Origin of the sequence: Kocuria sp. CPCC 205231 (genome assembly GCF_040980965.1) — a bacterium.
Lineage (GTDB): Bacteria > Actinomycetota > Actinomycetes > Actinomycetales > Micrococcaceae > Kocuria > Kocuria rosea.
The window spans coordinates 1-16,426 of record NZ_JAVKPP010000031.1 but is presented as its reverse complement, the minus strand read 5'-3'; the positions used below and the strand labels follow the sequence as shown (position 1 = coordinate 16,426).

The 16,426-nt window shown below is 68.9% G+C and carries 19 protein-coding genes and 1 pseudogene; 9 read left to right on the top strand and 11 right to left on the bottom strand.

Translation table 11 applies throughout. The annotated features are described in order from the left end of the window. From narH to RF640_RS18305, 5 genes are all read left to right on the top strand, one after another. Positions 1–1,371, top strand: a 1,371-nt coding sequence (narH, locus tag RF640_RS18325) for a nitrate reductase subunit beta (RefSeq protein WP_368828602.1), incomplete at its 5' end; no start/stop codon positions are given. After that, positions 1,371–2,069: a nitrate reductase molybdenum cofactor assembly chaperone gene (gene narJ, locus RF640_RS18320; RefSeq protein ID WP_368828601.1), complete on the top strand. Its 699-nt coding sequence runs from the start codon at positions 1,371–1,373 to the stop codon at positions 2,067–2,069. The genes narH and narJ, both read left to right, overlap by 1 nt. After that, positions 2,066–2,899 carry a respiratory nitrate reductase subunit gamma gene (narI, locus tag RF640_RS18315; RefSeq protein WP_109244522.1) on the top strand — a complete coding sequence of 278 codons (834 nt, stop codon included), beginning with the start codon at positions 2,066–2,068 and terminating at the stop codon, positions 2,897–2,899. Before narJ ends, narI begins: the two co-directional genes overlap by 4 nt. A gap of 36 nt (positions 2,900–2,935) precedes the next feature. Next, positions 2,936–4,180, top strand: a complete 1,245-nt coding sequence (locus RF640_RS18310) for an MFS transporter (protein WP_058874012.1) — start codon at positions 2,936–2,938, stop codon at positions 4,178–4,180. A 283-nt stretch (positions 4,181–4,463) separates the two neighbouring features. Continuing rightward, a complete protein-coding gene (locus RF640_RS18305; protein ID WP_242630410.1) occupies positions 4,464–5,495 on the top strand; it encodes a cytochrome P450 in 1,032 nt (343 codons plus the stop codon). A gap of 118 nt (positions 5,496–5,613) precedes the next feature. On the opposite strand, the gene RF640_RS18300 is transcribed toward RF640_RS18305, so the two are convergent. From RF640_RS18300 to RF640_RS18270, 7 genes and pseudogenes are all read right to left on the bottom strand, one after another. Further along, complete coding sequence (locus RF640_RS18300; RefSeq protein WP_368828600.1) at positions 5,614–5,808, bottom strand: hypothetical protein; 195 nt, start codon at positions 5,806–5,808, stop codon at positions 5,614–5,616. Positions 5,809–5,959: 151 nt separating this feature from the next. Beyond that, positions 5,960–6,112 carry a zinc-binding dehydrogenase gene (locus RF640_RS18295; RefSeq protein WP_368828603.1) on the bottom strand — a complete coding sequence of 51 codons (153 nt, stop codon included), beginning with the start codon at positions 6,110–6,112 and terminating at the stop codon, positions 5,960–5,962. A 122-nt stretch (positions 6,113–6,234) separates the two neighbouring features. Further along, a pseudogene (locus RF640_RS18290) lies at positions 6,235–6,876 on the bottom strand (NADP-dependent oxidoreductase); the annotation flags it as partial. A gap of 44 nt (positions 6,877–6,920) precedes the next feature. Then, the gene (locus tag RF640_RS18285; RefSeq protein WP_017834494.1) at positions 6,921–7,349 is read right to left on the bottom strand and encodes a cupin domain-containing protein; all 429 of its coding nucleotides are present in this window, start codon (positions 7,347–7,349) and stop codon (positions 6,921–6,923) included. Between the two features lie 114 nt (positions 7,350–7,463). Continuing rightward, positions 7,464–9,392: a cation-translocating P-type ATPase gene (locus RF640_RS18280; protein ID WP_058874013.1), complete on the bottom strand. Its 1,929-nt coding sequence runs from the start codon at positions 9,390–9,392 to the stop codon at positions 7,464–7,466. A gap of 215 nt (positions 9,393–9,607) precedes the next feature. After that, on the bottom strand, positions 9,608–9,847 hold the full coding sequence (locus RF640_RS18275) for a heavy-metal-associated domain-containing protein (RefSeq protein ID WP_058874014.1): 240 nt from the start codon (positions 9,845–9,847) through the stop codon (positions 9,608–9,610). 95 nt (positions 9,848–9,942) lie between these two features. Continuing rightward, a complete protein-coding gene (locus RF640_RS18270; RefSeq protein ID WP_058874015.1) occupies positions 9,943–10,788 on the bottom strand; it encodes a Crp/Fnr family transcriptional regulator in 846 nt (281 codons plus the stop codon). 293 nt (positions 10,789–11,081) lie between these two features. On the opposite strand from RF640_RS18270, the gene RF640_RS18265 reads away from it, so the two are divergent. After that, the gene (locus RF640_RS18265) at positions 11,082–11,570 is read left to right on the top strand and encodes a hypothetical protein (protein WP_017834498.1); all 489 of its coding nucleotides are present in this window, start codon (positions 11,082–11,084) and stop codon (positions 11,568–11,570) included. A gap of 98 nt (positions 11,571–11,668) precedes the next feature. On the opposite strand, the gene RF640_RS18260 is transcribed toward RF640_RS18265, so the two are convergent. Both RF640_RS18260 and RF640_RS18255 read right to left on the bottom strand, forming a co-directional pair. After that, a complete protein-coding gene (locus RF640_RS18260; RefSeq protein ID WP_058874016.1) occupies positions 11,669–12,067 on the bottom strand; it encodes a helix-turn-helix domain-containing protein in 399 nt (132 codons plus the stop codon). A 509-nt stretch (positions 12,068–12,576) separates the two neighbouring features. Next, positions 12,577–13,062 carry a GNAT family N-acetyltransferase gene (locus tag RF640_RS18255; protein ID WP_242630411.1) on the bottom strand — a complete coding sequence of 162 codons (486 nt, stop codon included), beginning with the start codon at positions 13,060–13,062 and terminating at the stop codon, positions 12,577–12,579. Between the two features lie 62 nt (positions 13,063–13,124). On the opposite strand from RF640_RS18255, the gene RF640_RS18250 reads away from it, so the two are divergent. Next, positions 13,125–13,262 (top strand): tyrosine-type recombinase/integrase, encoded by a 138-nt coding sequence (locus tag RF640_RS18250; RefSeq protein ID WP_229587746.1) that lies wholly within the window; start codon positions 13,125–13,127, stop codon positions 13,260–13,262. A 145-nt stretch (positions 13,263–13,407) separates the two neighbouring features. Here the strand turns inward: RF640_RS18250 and RF640_RS18245 are convergent, their stop codons facing one another. Continuing rightward, entirely contained in the window at positions 13,408–14,034 is a 627-nt protein-coding gene (locus RF640_RS18245; RefSeq protein WP_017834501.1) for a dihydrofolate reductase family protein, read from the bottom strand. 404 nt (positions 14,035–14,438) lie between these two features. On the opposite strand from RF640_RS18245, the gene RF640_RS18240 reads away from it, so the two are divergent. Both RF640_RS18240 and mscL read left to right on the top strand, forming a co-directional pair. Further along, complete coding sequence (locus tag RF640_RS18240) at positions 14,439–14,639, top strand: antitoxin (protein ID WP_017834502.1); 201 nt, start codon at positions 14,439–14,441, stop codon at positions 14,637–14,639. Positions 14,640–15,033: 394 nt separating this feature from the next. Then, complete coding sequence (mscL, locus tag RF640_RS18235; RefSeq protein ID WP_368828599.1) at positions 15,034–15,426, top strand: large conductance mechanosensitive channel protein MscL; 393 nt, start codon at positions 15,034–15,036, stop codon at positions 15,424–15,426. Positions 15,427–15,723: 297 nt separating this feature from the next. On the opposite strand, the gene RF640_RS18230 is transcribed toward mscL, so the two are convergent. Beyond that, entirely contained in the window at positions 15,724–16,263 is a 540-nt protein-coding gene (locus RF640_RS18230) for an NAD-dependent epimerase/dehydratase family protein (RefSeq protein ID WP_368828598.1), read from the bottom strand. Between the last annotated feature and the right edge of the window lie 163 nt (positions 16,264–16,426).

The window sequence follows — 16,426 nt, the reverse complement described above, 5'->3', positions numbered from 1 at the left end:
TACGAGCCGTGGACCTACGACTACGAGACCCTCACCAACGCCCCCGCCGGCACCGACTTCCCCGTCGCCCGACCGAAGTCCCTGATCACCGGCGAGGACATGAAGATCTCCTGGTCGGCCAACTGGGACGACAACCTCGGCGGCGCCCCGGAGATGGGCCACCTGGACCCGATCGTGGAGAAGGTCCGGAAGGAGTCGGAGGAGAAGATCAAGTTCGAGTTCGAGCAGACCTTCGCCTTCTACCTCCCCCGGATCTGCGAGCACTGCCTGAACCCCTCCTGCATGGCCTCCTGCCCCTCGGGGGCGATCTACAAGCGCACCGAGGACGGCATCGTACTGGTCGACCAGGACAAGTGCCGCGGCTGGCGCCAGTGCGTCACCGGCTGCCCGTACAAGAAGATGTACTACAACCACAAGTCCGGCAAGGCCGAGAAGTGCACCTTCTGCTACCCCCGCATCGAGGTCGGGATCCCCACGGTGTGCGCCGAGACCTGCGTGGGCCGGCTGCGCTACATCGGCATCTTCCTCTACGACGCCGACCGGGTCACCGAAGCCGCCGCGACACCGGACGAACAAGACCTCTACGAGGCGCAACTGGACCTGATGCTCGACCCGCACGACCCGACAGTGATCGCCGCCGCCCGGGCCGAGGGCATCCCCGAGGACTGGCTGGACGCGGCGCGGAAGTCCCCGGTCTACACCCTGGCCAAAGAGCTGCGGGTGGCCCTGCCCCTGCACCCCGAGTACCGCACGATGCCCATGGTCTGGTACGTCCCGCCACTGTCGCCGGTCGTGGACCTGCTCAAGGACCAGGGCCACGACGGCGAGGACGCCGCCAACCTCTTCGGGGCGATCGACTCCCTGCGCATCCCGGTCGAGTACCTGGCCGAGCTGTTCACCGCCGGGGACACCGAGAAGATCCGGGAGGTGCTCAACAAACTGGCAGCCATGCGCTCCTACATGCGCGACATCGCCCTGGGCGAGGAAGCGGACGAGGCGATCGCCGAAGCCGTCGGGATGACCGGGACCGAGATCCAGAAAATGTACCGGCTCATGGCGATCGCCAAGTACGAGGAACGCTACGTCATCCCCTCCGCGCACCTGGAGGACGCGCACAACCTCGAGGAGATCGGCTGCTCCCTCGACGTGGACGGTGGGCCCGGCATGGGCCAGACCGGGGTGTTCGGCGAAGCCTCCGGAACGCCGATGCCAGTCGCGGCCGAGAACTTCGCGGCCCTGCAGGCACGGCAGCGCGGGACCGACCCCACCGGAAACGAGGAACTGGGAGGGCGGGTCAACCTGCTCAACTGGGACGGGCGGGGCAAGCCCCAGGGCCTGTTCCCGCCCCAGGACGGGAACGGGGCGCGCTGATGGGGCTGCTGGAGAAGCTGCTCGGCAAGGCCGGGCCGGGCACCCTCGACCCGGGCGCCTACGCCGACCCGGACCCCCGGCGCAGCGCGGTGACCCGGCAGGCCGCCGCAGTGCTGCTGGGCTACCCGGCCCCGGCGATGCTCGAGGTGCTCCCGCTGCTGCACGGGGCGCTCACAGAGGTAGAGGCCCCCGTGGAGGAGGTCGAGGAGCTGTTCGAGTGGTTCACGGCTCGCCCCTTGGATGAGGTGCAGGCCGACTACGTCCAGGAGTTTGACCTGTCCCGGCGGCACAGCCTGCACCTGACCTACTGGACCGACGGGGACACCCGACGCCGTGGGGAGGCACTGGCGGCCTTCAAAGAGATCTACCGCTCCCACGGGGCGCAGCTGGACGAGTCCGAGCTGCCGGACTACCTGCCACTGGTGCTGGAGTTCACCGCGAAGGTCTCCCCCGAGGACGGCTACGAACTGCTGCAGCGCTACCGCCCGTCCCTGGAGCTGCTGCGGCTGTCCCTGCGCGACGACGGCCTGCCGCACCGCGGCGCCCTCGCCCTGGTGTGCTCCACCCTGCCCGGGGTCTCCCCGGAGGACCGCGCCGCGGTGATGCGGATGGCCGGCTACGGCCCGCCCACCGAATCCGTGGGCCTGGACCCCTACGACCCCCGGCTGCTGCCCGTCACCGAAAGGAACAGCCCATGATCCCCACCGCTCCGCCTCCCGAGACCGTCGAGATCGGGGTGGGGGACGTCCTGTTGTGGGGTGCCCTGCCCTACGTCGTGCTGGCGCTGATCATCGGCGGCTCGATCTGGCGCTACAAGTACGACCAGTTCGGTTGGACCACCCGCTCCTCCCAGCTCTACGAGTCCCGCATCCTGCGCATCGCCTCCCCGCTGTTCCACTTCGGCATCCTCGCAGTGCTGGCCGGGCACGTCATGGGGCTGGTGATCCCCCGCACCTGGACCGACGCCGTCGGGATCAACGAGCACCTGTACCACATCATGGCCCTGGGCATCGGCACGATCGCCGGGGTGGGCACCCTGGTCGGGATCGTGCTGCTCATCTGGCGCCGGCGCACCACCGGGCCGGTGTTCATGGCCACCACCAAGAACGACAAGCTCATGTACGTCATGCTCGTCGGCGCGCTGCTCACGGGCCTGGGCACCACGGTGCTGTCCCTGTTCGACACCACCGTGGTCGACTACCGCCAGACCGTCTCCCCGTGGTTCCGCTCCATCTGGATCTTCCAACCCGACGTCGCCGCCATGGCCGCGGCCGGCCCCGGCTTCAAGGTGCACGCCCTGTGGGCGATGGCGCTCTTCGCGCTGTGGCCCTTCACCCGCCTGGTGCACGCCTTCACCGCACCGGTGCACTACCTGTTCCGCCCCTACATCGTCTACCGCTCCCGTGACCGCGCCTCCGGAACGAACCTGGCCCCGGTGCGCCGGGGTTGGGAGCCCGTGGGCACCCGGGACCGGGCCCGTGGCACCACGAAAGCACCCACGGGCCGCAACCGCGCCGGTCGCCACTGACGTCTCGCCCTGCCCACCGAACGCACGAGGACAGCCATGTCATCCACCTCCCCCGCGACCTCTTCCGGCACCACTGCCCCTGACCTCAAGGCCGGGCAGCTGCGCAACCTGCTCCTGGCCACCCTGGCGTCCGCAGTCGGCTTCTGGGCCTGGACGATCGTGGGGCCGCTGGCCAAGCGCTATGCCCAGCAGATGGACCTCGACGCCACCCAGACCTCGGTGCTGGTGGCCATGCCGATCCTCGTCGGCGCCGTCTGCCGGGTGCCCGTTGGCGCGTTGACCGACCGCTACGGCGGGCGGGTGATGTTCACCGTCATCCTGGGCATCACCGCTCCCCTGGTGCTCGTCACCGGGCTCGTCGGGCAGCTGGGCAGCTTCGGACTGCTCGTGGCCGTGGCGTTCTTCCTCGGCATCGCCGGTACCGTCTTCGCCGTGGGCGTCCCGTTCTGCTCGGGGTGGTACGAATCCCACCGCAAGGGCTTCGCCACCGGGGTCTTCGGCGCCGGTATGGTCGGCACCGCCGTCTCCGCGTTCCTCACCCCCCGCCTGGTGACCGGGATCGGATACCTGGGCGCCCACGTCCTGATCGCGGTGATCGTGGGAGTCATGGCTGTGCTGTGCTGGGCGCTGCTACGGGACTCTCCCGTGCACGGGGCCAAGGCCCCCGAGCCGGTCCTACCGAAGATCAAACACGCGTTCACGCTGAAAGTCACCTGGCAACTGTGCTTCCTCTACGGGGTCGTCTTCGGGGCGTTCGTCGCGTTCTCCAACTACCTGCCGACCTACCTCGACAACGTCTACGACTTCGACGCCACCGCCGCCGGCACCCGCACCGCCGGCTTCGCCCTGGCCGCCGTCATCGCCCGACCCATCGGCGGGATCCTGGCCGACAAGATCGGGCCGAAGACGGTGACCCTGACCGCTCTGTCCGGCACCGCCGTGCTCGCCATGGTCGTAGCCTTCCAACCCGGTCAGGAACGCGTCTACGGCCCCACCTTCCTGCTCATGGCACTCTTCCTCGGCCTGGGCACCGGCGGTGTCTTCGGCTGGGTCGGCCGAGCCGCCCCGGCCAAGGACGTCGGCACCATCGGCGGCATCATCGCCGCCGCCGGCGGCCTGGGCGGATACTTCCCGCCGCTGGTCATGGGCGCCACCTACAACGCCGAGCACAACAGCTACTTCGTGGGCCTGACCCTGCTGGCCGGCTTCGCGATCCTGTCCCTGCTGCTCGCCCTCACCGTACGCAACGGCGGGAAAGTCGACGAACGAACCCACCCCTGAACACCACCACCAACTGCCCCCACCGCCGGCGCGGAGGTCCCCGCGCACCGCGCTGACGGCCACCCACGACAGGACACACATGACAGGCCATCCCTCGGCCGATGACGCCATCCCCCACGCACCCCCGCTGGCCGGACCCGCCACGGCACCGGGACCGGCCACGGATCCCGTCCGGTCCGATTGGAACCCGCGGGGCCCGCAGGTCCGTCGCGATCCTGTGGCCGCCTACGACAAGCTGCGCTCACGCTGTCCCGTGGCCCGCGATGCCAGTGGTGCTTGGACGTTGTTCACCCACGCTGACGTCACTGCCGCCGCGCTGGACCACGAGAGCTTCTCCAACGCAGTCTCCCGCTACCTCCAGGTGCCCAACGGTCTTGACGGCCCTACCCACACGGCCTTCCGCGCCCTCGTGGAGCGGTTCTTCACCCCTGAGCGGATGAGCGCCCTGGAGCCGGTGGTGCAGCGGGTCGCCACCGACCTGGTGGGCCAGCTCGAGGTCCCCGGCCCGATCGACGCCGTGGCGGTCGGCTCCCGCTTCGCCGTGCGCGCACAGACGGCCTGGCTGGGGTGGCCTGCAGGCCTGGAGGAGGATCTGCTGCAGTGGATGCAGGACAACCATGCCGCCACCCGCTCCCGGGACCGTTCCCGCACCACTGAGGTCGCCCAGCGCTTCGACGCCATCATCCGATCCTTGACCGACGTCCGCCGCGAGGCCGGCGACGGTGCGCCCGATGACGTGACCACTGAGCTTGTGCGTGCCCAGGTTGATGGGCGGGAGCTCAGCGACGATGAGATCGTCTCGATCCTGCGCAACTGGACCGGCGGTGACTTGGGGTCGATGGCGTTGTGCACCGGCGTGGTACTGACTTATCTGGCCGATCAACCCGAGTTGCAGGCCCGGCTGCGCTCGGGGGTGTCCGACCGGGAGTTCGACGCGATCCTCGATGAGATCCTGCGGATCGATGACCCGTTCGTCGCCAACCGCCGCATCACGACGGAACCCGTCACAGTCGGTGGTCGAGAGCTGGCCGCCGGCGACCGGGTGCTCCTGAACTGGACCGCCGCCAACCGCGACCCGCGGATCTTCGCTGACCCGGACGCGTTCGACCCGGTCGGCAACGCCCCGTACAACCTGGTGTACGGGATCGGCAAGCACGTGTGCCCTGGCAGGCCGCTGGCGACCCTCGAGCTGCGAGTACTGACCCGCGCCGCCCTGGCGGCGACGGCCGTGATCGAGCCCGATCCGGACCGGCCCCGGGAACGCGAGTTGCCGCCCGTGGGTGGGTTCGCCACCGCTCCGCTGCGCCTGCGGTGACACCCACCGCTCCGGCGGGAACACCGACCCCGTGTCGGGGTGGAGGAATCAGCCTCTCCCCGGCCGGGGCCGAGCACGCGTCGCTTGTCGGGACGCCCGAGCAGCCAACCCCTGGGGTTTAGTAGTTCTGGGGCGGGTCGGAGGCGGGGAAGGAATCGAGTCCCCACTGCTCGATCTTCGCTTCGTTCCGTTCGTACTGGGCGGCGGCTGTTTCCGCGTTCTTGATCAGCTGCTGGAGCTGGACGGTTTCGACGCTGGTGCGCGTCGCCGTGGCGATGCGGGGGCTCGTGGTCGGACTGGTCCTCTGGCACATGGGATGTTCCTTCTGTGGGCTGGATCCGCTCTCTCGCGCCCCGCCTCAAGATGAGTCGACAGGTGCCGGTGTGACGGCCCCCGTCAATGGGCTGGGGCCGCCACACCGGCGCCCTTGTTCTCACCGCATGAGGCTCCGGGCGTGCCCATGATCAGCACACGGGGGTGGGTTCGATGACGATCTTGCCGGTGGCGTGACCGGCCTCGACCTCGGCGATCGCCCGTCCTGCTTCTGCCAGGGGATAGCAGGCGGTGACGTGGGGATCGACGAGTCCATATTCGATGACCTCGGTGATCTTTTCCATCGCTCCTCGGTGCGTTCCAGTGCCGCCCCGCCCAGTTCTGTGGCGGTCGTGGCGTCGGCCGCCGAGATGATCCTGGCCGGATCGGTAACCAGGCCGGCGACCTCGCCCAGGGCCTCACCCCCGACGAGGTCGACGATAAGGTCCACCCCCTCGGGGGCGACCTCGCGGACGCGGTCAGCAGCTCCTTCCCCGGAGGGGACGAAGGTCGCCCCGGTGCATTCGACGATCTTGCGCTTGGACTGGCTGGCGACGCCGATGACGGTGAACTGGTGGACGCGCCCAATTTGGGCGGCCATCAGTCCCACCCCGCCGCCGGCGCCAAGAATCAGCAATCTCTGGCCGGGTTCGAGTTCGAACTGGTGGGTGGCGTCATAGGCGGTGGCCGCAGCCACCGGGATGGTGGCGGCGTCGGCGAAGGAGATCTCCCCGGGCTTGGCGACCGCCTCGGCCGCCCGCACGAGGGTGTGCTCGGCGAACCCGCCGTGACCCGGAGCGACGGGGCCGAGGATCTCGTCGCCGACCGCGAAACCCTTTACGCCTTCCCCGAGATCGGTCACGACGCCGGAGACCTCCCGGCCCATCGGGGCCGGCAACTCCCGGTCCCGCCCCAGTACCCCGGAGCGGATCTTCCAGTCGACAGGATTCACCCCGGCGGCCCGAACCTCCACGGCCAGCTCGCCCGGGCCAGGCTGCGGGGCGGGCCGATCGAGGAGCTGTTGGGTCTCAGGACCGCCGAAATCGGTGAACACGTAGACCGTGGACATCGTCTTCCTCGTTTCTTCTCTAGAGGGTGTGGATGAGTGCGGGCTCAACCGGTCGGGGGTTCGTCCCGGCCGGTGGCCTCGGCCGCGTCCGCCTCCTCCTTGGTGGCGTAGGCGGCCTCGGCGGCGTGCTCGGGCGGGCTGTAGACGGTGTAGAGCACCAGGGGCTCATCCCCGGTGTTGCGGAAGTTGTGCCGGGCCCCGGCCGGGACCGCGCACTGGTCACCGGCCTCGATCGGATGCGTGTGCCCGTTCAGGTCGGCTTCCCCGGTGCCGGCGACGAAGGTGAGGATCTGATCGGTGTGCTCGTGGACCTCCTCGCCGATCTCACCACCGGTAGGGATGGTCATGACAACGATCTGAGCGTGTTGGCCGGTCCACAGCACCTGGCGGAAGTCGGGGTTGCTGCCAGCGATGTCGGCGATGGTGAAGTGCTCAATGTTGCCCTCGATGATGAAGTGCTCTTGCGCGCTCATGATGCTCCTCCTGCAGTGATGGTGGTCTCTCCGCCCGGGGCCGGGCAGGACTGGTGGTGCGTTCCACCCCGTGGCGGGCGGTCCTGGTGTGGGGCCGCCCGCCACGGTGGTGTCCTAGGACCGGGATGTCACCCGGTCTGTGGCCGGGGCGGCCGGTGTGGTGCCCGTCGCGGGGGTGGTGTCCTGGGCGCGGCGCAGCAACCGCATGGCGTTGGCGATCACGACGAGCACAGAAGCCTCGTGGACGAGCATCCCGATCGACATCGTGACCCCGCCGGCGAAGACCCCGGCCAACAACAGCACCACGGTGATCAGGGCGACGGTGATGTTCTGATGCATCACGGCCACGGTGCGCTTGGCCAGCCCGATCGCTTCGGGCAGCTTCAGCAGGTTGTCGCCCATCAGCGCGATGTCGGCGGTCTCCACGGCCACAGCCGAGCCGGCCGCGCCCATGGCCGCGCCGATGTCCGCGGTGGCCAGGGCGGGGGCGTCATTGACGCCATCGCCGACCATCACCACCAAGTGGCCCTCCCGCTGCAGCGCCGCGACCGCCTCGAGCTTGTCCTCGGGCAGCAACCCGGCGCGGATCTCGTCCACCCCGGTGACCTTCCCGATGGCCTGAGCCACCAACGGGGCGTCACCGGTGAGCATGACGACCTTCTCCACCCCGGCCTCGTGGAGCCGGGACACCATCTCGGCCGCGTCGGCCCTCACCTGGTCGGCCACGGCGATGACACCGATCACGGCATTGTCGACGGCCACGATCATGGGTGTCCGCCCAGCCGCGGCGAGCTTCTGGGCCGCAGCTGCAGCCTTCGGGTCGGTGATGCCGTACTGCTCCAGCAACGCGGCGTTGCCGATCAGCACCCGCACCCCGTCAGTGGTCGACACGATGCCCTTGCCCGGGACTGGGTCGACCGCCTCGGGGACCACGGAGGCGCCCACGCCCTCGGCCGCAGCGGCGTCGAGGATCGGGCGGGCCAGGGGGTGCTCGGAGCCGGCCTCCGCGGCCGCGGCCCAGCCCAGCACGTCCGCGCGGTCCAGCGCCGGGTCCAAGACGACCACGTCGGTCAGCTGCGGGCGGCCCTCGGTGAGCGTGCCGGTCTTGTCCACGGCGACGGCGGTGATCCTCGCGGAGGTCTCCAGGAACTCCCCACCTTTGATCAGGATGCCATTGCGGGCCGCACGGCCGATGCCGGCCACGATGGCGACCGGGATGGAGATCACCAGGGCTCCGGGACAGCCGATGACCAGCAGGGTCAGGGCGAGCACCACGTCCCCGGTGATCAAGCCACCGACCAGTGCCAGGACCATGATTGCGGGGGTGTACCAGGTGGAGAAGCGGTCGATGAATGCCTGGGTGGCCGCCTTGGCGTCCTGGGCCTCCTCCACCCGGTGGATGATGCGGGCCAGCGTGGTGTCGGCGCCGATGCCGGTGGCCAGCACCTGAAGAAACCCGCCGCGGGAGACGGTCCCGGCGAAGACCTGGTCGCTCTTGGCCTTCTCCACCGGGATGGACTCACCGGTGATGGAAGCCTCGTCCACGGCACCGGTGCCGGCCACGACTTGGCCGTCGACGGGAACCTTGGCGCCGTTCTTGACCAGCACCACCTCGCCCATCGCCACGTCCGCGGCCGGAACCTCGACCTGCTCCCCGTCACGCAGGACCACGGCGGTGTCCGGGGCGACCGCGACGAGCTCGGCCAGCGCCGAGCGGGTCTTGTTGAGGGTGGCCGACTCCAGGGCGTGGCCGACCGCGAAGAGGAAGGTCACCGCGGCGGCCTCCCAGTAGTTGCCGATGATGACCGCCCCGATGGCGGCGACCGCCACCAGCAGGTCGATCCCGACCGTACGAGCGACCAGCGCCCGGGCAGCCTTGACCACGATGTTGTAGCCGGCAACCACGGCCGCAGCGATCATCAGCACATCCGCCCACCGGACCGAGCCGACGACATTGGAGGCCGCGAACGAGGCGAGGATCAGCGCCCCCGCAACCGCGGGGATCGCCCACCGGCCGTACATCCAGCTCTGCACCCTGTTCATGGTGTCCGTCCTTTCCGAGGACTCCTACACCCCCGATGGGGGGCTTGTTCACGACGCTACGCAGAACCCACAGACCAGAACATGACGGGGGTCAATCAACCGCGAACCGCTGAGAAGACCCGCCACGACTCAGTGATGCGGACACAGCGAAAGCGCCGCTGCCGGGCCTCCTGGGAAGGTCGCGGCAGCGGCGCGGGCCGTGGTGATGGACCAGCTCAGAAGACGGCAGGGCGGGCGGTGTAGCCGGCCTTGGCAACAGCGGCGACGATCTCCTCCACACTCACGTGGGCAGGGTCGTGGTCGACCTCGATGCGGGCCGAGGCGAAGTGGACCTTCACCGCCGAAACGCCCTTGAGACGCCCGACGCGCTTCTCGATCTTGGCCACACACGACGGGCAGGAGAAGCCCTCGGCACGCAGGACCGTGTGAGTGGTGGTGGCTGTGGTGGTGGTCATGGTCGGGGTTCCTCTCCCTGTTGTGGAGTACTCACCTCATCGGGTGTGTCTCCAACCTACGCAGGGCCGGGTCCTCGAACCATGACGGGCGTCAATCAACCGCGAAGCTCGGAGGACCAGGCCTCCGTTCCGGCGATCTCCGTCAGCCGGCGCGGGTCGCGCACAGCGGTCCAGCGGCGGCCGGCGTTGATGACACCGTCCTTGCGCCACCGGCTCATCACCCGGGAGACGGACTCCGGGGTCGACCCGGTCATCCCGGCCAGGTCCGCCCGCGACAGCGGCAGCTCGATCAGCGTCCCGCCCTCGCGAGCGGGCTCCCCGAACTTCTCCGCCAGGCGCAGCAGGACCGCCGCCAGTCGCTCGGCCACGGTGGCCGTGGACTGCCGGGTAACGTCGGAACGGGCCTGGGCGAGCAGCGCGGCGGTGTCCTCAAGCACCCGCAGCCCCACCACCGGGTGCTCGCCGAGGATCTGACGGAACGCGTCATCGCCAACCCGCAGGGCGCACACGGTGGTCAAAGCCTCGACTGTCTCGGCGTAGGCTTCCTGGCCGAGGGTGCGTAGCCCGCCGAACAGGTCTCCCGGCCCTAGCAGCTCCACCACGACCTCTTGCCCATTCGGTGCGGTCCGGTAAGCCTTGGCCCGTCCCGCGGCCACGAGGTAAAGGTGTTCGGCAGGCGCTCCTTCGACATGGAGCGCGTCCCCCTCAGCCCAGGACAGGGAGGTCATCCTTCGGTCGATGTCCGCCAGCTGCTCCTCGACCAGCCCGGCGAACATCGGTGTCCGGGACAGCACCTGCATCCGCACCGGCGCCGGGCAGGAGTGGGGCTGCGCGCAGGTCGACCGCAACGGGATCCGCCGCCGAGAAGACACCGGGCTAGCATCCGGGGACATCCGCGCCGGCGACCCCTGCAGGCCCTCGGCGTGCGAGGAGGTGCTCATGCTGTTCCCTTCAGGCCAGGTAGGGGAAACGGCACCAGGTACGGGGCGCCCACCTGGTCACCGGATCGCGTCGTTCGAATTCCACCGTACTCCCACAGCATTCGGCCCCGGCCCCGCGTCCCGCTTTCACGGACCCCGACCCGCATCAGCAACATGGCTTCTTCCCCCAGACCTTCTCCAATGGGGGTGCATCTCACAGACACCACCAGTGCGCGCAGAGCTTTCCCCGCTGACGTGTCGCTGGCGCCCGTTCGGCGTGGCGCGCGGGGAGTCCTGCAGCTTCCAGGAGGAGCGTGGACGCTGTGAACACCTCACGTCCCGAATCGACTCCTCCAGCCCATCAGCAGCGGAAGCCGCCCCGGGACTTCGCCGCCGTCCTGCCGCTGTTGGTGGGCTCGGCTGTGGGCGCGGCCGGGGGCAGCACCTTCGTGCTGGCCAACGCCTCCGCACTGGTCCCACCGCGGCCCGGACTGACCCTGGTTGCCTGGGGCGTGCTCGCGCTCGGATGGTTGGCCGCGACACTGCTGCACCGGCACGACCCCGCCGTAGCACGGCCGCGCCGGCATGCCCTGACGATTTACGTGACGAGTGTGGTGGCGACGCTGGTGCTGATCCCACTCGCCACCACGGCCTTCGGCACCCTCGAGGCAGAGCCCCTGCGTCCCGCGGCCATCGCCGCGGCGGTGGGTCTTTTCGTCACTCCCACGGCAGGGCCCGCAGCCGCAGTGCTGGCCGGGTTGACGATGCTGGCCTCGATCACGCTCTACAACCTCCGTCACTAGCCAGCACTCCACGGCCCGGAAAGCAACCCACAGTGCATCAGACCCGCCGGGTTCGGCGTGAGGTCGTTGCACGGAGGCCGGACTATGGACGAGGAGGTTCAGGAGGTGTCTCCGTCGACGGGTTCGACCTTAGGGTCCGTTGCCGGGGTGCAGCGAGTATGTGGGGGCAGTGCTGCGCTCAGATGCGGGGCGATGTGTGCCAGCTGGGCGAGATAGCCGTGGGCGTCCAACTCGGTCAACGCGAGGCGAACCTGGGCCTTGGCCGTGCTGGCGCGGGCTGCGAGCTCAGCCAAAGCCAGGGTGTGCTCGGGGCGGGTGCGGGCCACCGCGCGCAGCACCCGACGGGCCTCCACGCTCAGCCGGGAGTCGGCGCCCGCCTGGTGGATCAGAGCCTCCAGGGCCGGGCGCAGGGCGGCAAAGGCCGCCGCCCGCGACAGCGGATCGGCCACGGGGACCGCCCAGTCGGCGTGCGCTGCGGCAGGGTGGGCATCGTTCATGCGGGCCTCCTCAACCGGGGCAGCTACCTGCGAATGGACGATGTGCTGCCACAGGGACGGAGGGACGGTCATGAGTGCCGTAAGGGGCCGCCAGCCCGACGGCAGAAGCGTCGCCCCCCGACGACGGAGCCCAAGGCCCCAGCTCTTCTGCCGCCAGGACGGCGGCTATTCGACCGGTCTGGAATGGGCCAGCCCCCCGGCTGCGCCCTCTGACACGGTCCACACTAGGTGGCCCAGCCCCCCGACTGAGCACCGTGCGCGATACCCCAACCGTACCGACCGGTAAGGAAAAGATCGACTTTCATAATGTCCCCACTTCCGCCGGTGAGACGCCCCGCCGTGCTGACGAGGCGGTCCGGGGCCGGGTTGTCCGCCCAGAGGCGGTTTCCGCCGGCGCGTACGGCAGGCTGGAATTGCTGGGCCCCCCGGTCCTGCGGACACCGACTCCGACCGCATCGGCTAAGCCTTCCCCTGGGGATGCCGTCTGCGTGGTGCTGGCCCGGTGCCTGTTATGGGTTCCAGGCCATGACGCCATCGGCTGCACGTCCGGGGACGTCGACGAAGCCCTCCGCCGCATAGAGCTTCTTGGCGTAGTTGTCGGCCTCCACCGACAGGCTGAGCCGGGGCACCCCTCGAGCTCGCGCGTCGTCCTGCACCCGGCGCAGGAGCGCCCTGCCCACTCCCCGGCCACGCCAGTCGCCCCGCACCCACAGGCTCACTTCCGGGGTGTCCTCGGCGAGGAATCCGTAACCAGGATCATCCGGGGGCAGGAATTGGGCCCAGACAACGCCGATGGCGCCCTTACCGACTTCGGCCACCCAACCGAAGTCGCCGCGCTGGGGATCAACGACCGTGTAGTGGGCGAACTCCGACCGCGTGCGCACATCGGCCGCTATGAACCGCTGCCCGCACCAGTTGAGGTTCCCGAGCGTGGCCGCGGCCAGCAACGCGTTCTCCGCTGCCATCAACGGTCGCAAGGAGAAGTCATGGAGCACGGGGTCATCGTATGGCCGCAACCAGATGCCGAACCTCAACTGCATCATCATTCCCGCGGGCAATGTCCGGTAGCACCGCAGCCACCCTGATGCTCACCGAAGGCTGGGACGTGAAGGTCGTTGCCCAGCTGCTGGGTCACGCTTCGGTGACCACCACCTCCAAGTACCTCGACGAACGGGACTGCCGCACGAATAGGTGACAGGTTGACCTGACACCTTCCGGTGCGGCGGTCCCGCTGTGCCGTCGCGCGTCGAGGTAGTCCGATGGCTGACCGCGAACCGACCGTGCCGTGGCTCGGGTACGGCTACGGCTTCTGCGGACGGGTGCGCGGGTGATCGTTGTCCTCATGCCAGGTTCGACACGCCCGTGTAGGTCGCGTAGGCCGGGAGCCCGGTCCGTTCGTAGACCTGGAGGGCGAGCCCGCCCGGGGTGGTCTGATTGCTGACCAGCTGCAGGCGCGCTGGCGCGCCACCGTCGGGGAAGAGGCGGCGCCCGTGGCCGAGGACGACCGGGGCCACCACGAGCCGGAGTGCGTCGATCAGTCCTGCGGCCAGCAGAGACTGGGCCAGTCGAGCGCTTCCGTGGATCTGAAGCTCGGCCCCGGGCTGCTGTTTGAGTTCTGCGATCTGGGCCGCAACGTCGCCGGAGAGGACCGTGGTCGGCTTCCACGGGCCGGTGGTCAAGGTGTGCGAGGCGACGTACTTCGGCAGGCTGTTCATGAGCTCGGTGAAGGGATCGTTCGGGTCGGTGATCTTCGGCCAGTCCCTGGCGAAGGCGTCGTAGGTGCGCCGGCCCAGCAGCAGTGCCTCGGCCTGGCCCAACCACTGCGCGGCGCGGTTGATGAACGCCTCGTCCAGGTAGGGGACCAGCCATCCCCCCTGGGTGAACCCACCGCTGGTGTCCTCCTCGGGTGATCCCGGGCCCTGGGACACCCCGTCGAGACTCACGAACTCGGTGACGGTCAGCTTCATCGTCTTCTCCCTTCGGTGGGCGTGGGTCTAGGTCCGTGGCTCGACGAGCTCGGGCGGCAGTCTGGTGACGGTGCCCCAGCCCTCGTGGAAGCCCAGCCGTTCGTGCCGATCACGATCGGGTCTGCTGGCTTCGCCCGGTTCCTGTCGGAGGCCGGCACAACAGCCCGGTGATGATTCACGGCAGGAGTCCGGAGTCGCGCTGACCGGCCCCCCACCGCTTGTCGGACTGTCGCGCGACAGTTCCCATTGTCTGGCAACTTTCGCGCCCCGGGGCCCTTCGCGCGCGCAAAACAGGTCGCCGTGTCTGTTCACTATCGATTGACTCGGGTCGGGGCCTTGTTCCAGGCTGGACGAGTTCCCGGGCGGAGACGATTTCGCCCTGACCGATCGAGGAAGGAGTCACCATGGTGGATCTCGGAGGCTTTGCGGACAAGGCCAAGAATTTCGCCAGCGAGAACCCGGACAAGGTGGAGCAGGGCATCCAGGGCGGCGGCGACATGGTCGATGAGCACACCGGCAACAAGTTCCAGGACCAGGTGGACCAGGCCCAGGAACACGCCGGAGGTCTGGTCGGCGAGCAGAACCCTGAGGATCAGCAGAACTGATCCGCACGTGTTGTCGCGGGCCTCGGACCCCATGTGGGGCCCGAGGCCCGCGTCGTGACGTCGACCTTCAGTTCGAGGAGCCGGTTTCCCTTCCCGGCACGGGATGCGGCGCCCAGGTGTCCGACCGGCCCACTCGTGCGCACCCCTCGAGGCGGCCGCCACCGAGCACTCGACCGACCAGCCCCCTGCCCCTTGCGGGCCTCCACAACGGGTCGTTCCCACACGACTCCAGCACTGCCCGCCCCCAGGCGGTGGGCACAAGGCACCCAGGGGCAGGCGGCGCTGAGCATTCGGACCGATGTGCCGCTAGCAGCGTCTAAAAGGACATCGATACGGTCTCAATAGGTTAGGGCGGCGGGGTTCTCGGTGGGCTCAGCGCCGATAGTCTGGGCGCATGCTTAGAGGATTCAAAGAATTCATCATTAAGGGCAACGTCCTGGACCTCGCCGTCGCCGTGATCATCGGTGCCGCCTTCGCCCAGGTCGTCAACGCCCTCGTCGAGTCCGTGCTCATGCCCGCCATCTCGGCACTGGTGGGCTCACCCAACTTCGACTCGTTCGCGATGATCACACTCAACGGCAACGACATCCGGTTCGGGGTGCTGCTCACCGCCCTGGTCAACTTCCTGCTCGTGGCCGCCGCCGTGTACTTCGCGATCGTGTTGCCCATGAACAAGATGATCGAGGCCCGCAACCGCCGCCTGGGCATCGCCCCCGCCGACGAGGAGGCCGACCCCCAGGTGCAACTCCTCACCGAGATCCGGGACGCCCTCAAACAGCGCTCCTGACCCTCTCCGCCCGCCAGGGCCCGTCCCGGATCTCGGGACGGGCCCTGCTCCTTTCCTCCCCATCCATACGAGAAGACGTCTCGGAAAACGAACCTCTACCGCAGCACGGTCCGCCGCTAACCGGCCATATGTAAAGCGAGAGGGACCGAATCCGCTATTGGCTCCGCTGTCCGCGGTTTGCCCGGCACTGTTTCCGGTTGGTGGGATACAGGGTTTGTGAATGGGAGTGTGCATTTACTGGTTAACCCGCGACTGCTGTTCCCTCGAAATCTTTCACCGGGCACTGGCGCCTATGGGTTAGGCGGCGTTGAGAGCTGCGTTGTCGGTGCGGGCGTCGTCCTGGGTCCATTCGGTGGCCGGGGCGTGGGCCAGGTGCCAGCGCACGGACTGGGTGACCCGGGTCTGCGGGTTACCGGGGGACCACCCCAGCACCTCTTGGGCCCGGTGGGTGGACGCCAGCATGTGCTGGGCGGGCGCGCCGGTGAGTGCCAGTTCTGCTGGTAGCACCGGTTCGGGGACCTGGACCAGTTCCAGGTTCGCGCCGGTGGCCTCGATGATTTGCTGGAACCACTGGCAGATCGGCACGGTGGTCGGTTCCCCCAGGTTCAGGGTCAGGCCGGCCGCCGCCGGGGTGTGCAGGGCGGTGAGCACAGCGGTGGCGATGTCCTCGACATGGGCCCGGGACCACAGCAGGTTGCCGGCTCCGATCGGCATCCGGGTCCGTCCGGCGCGGATGCGCCGTAACACCACCTCCTCGCGCTGTTGCGCATCGTGGGGGCCGTAGACCATCGGCAGGCGCAGCACCACAGCCCCGCGCCCGGACCAGGCCTGCTCCACGTCTAGCTTCTCGTAGTCTTCCGGGATCCCGGGGGGCCCACCGGTTCCGCGGTAGGGGTAGCGATCAGCACGCAATGGTGCGTGCTCTTCCAGTGAACCGTCACGGGTTTGATGCCGCTTCCTTTCGATGAAGGATGAGGACATGCCCAAGAAGTACGACGCC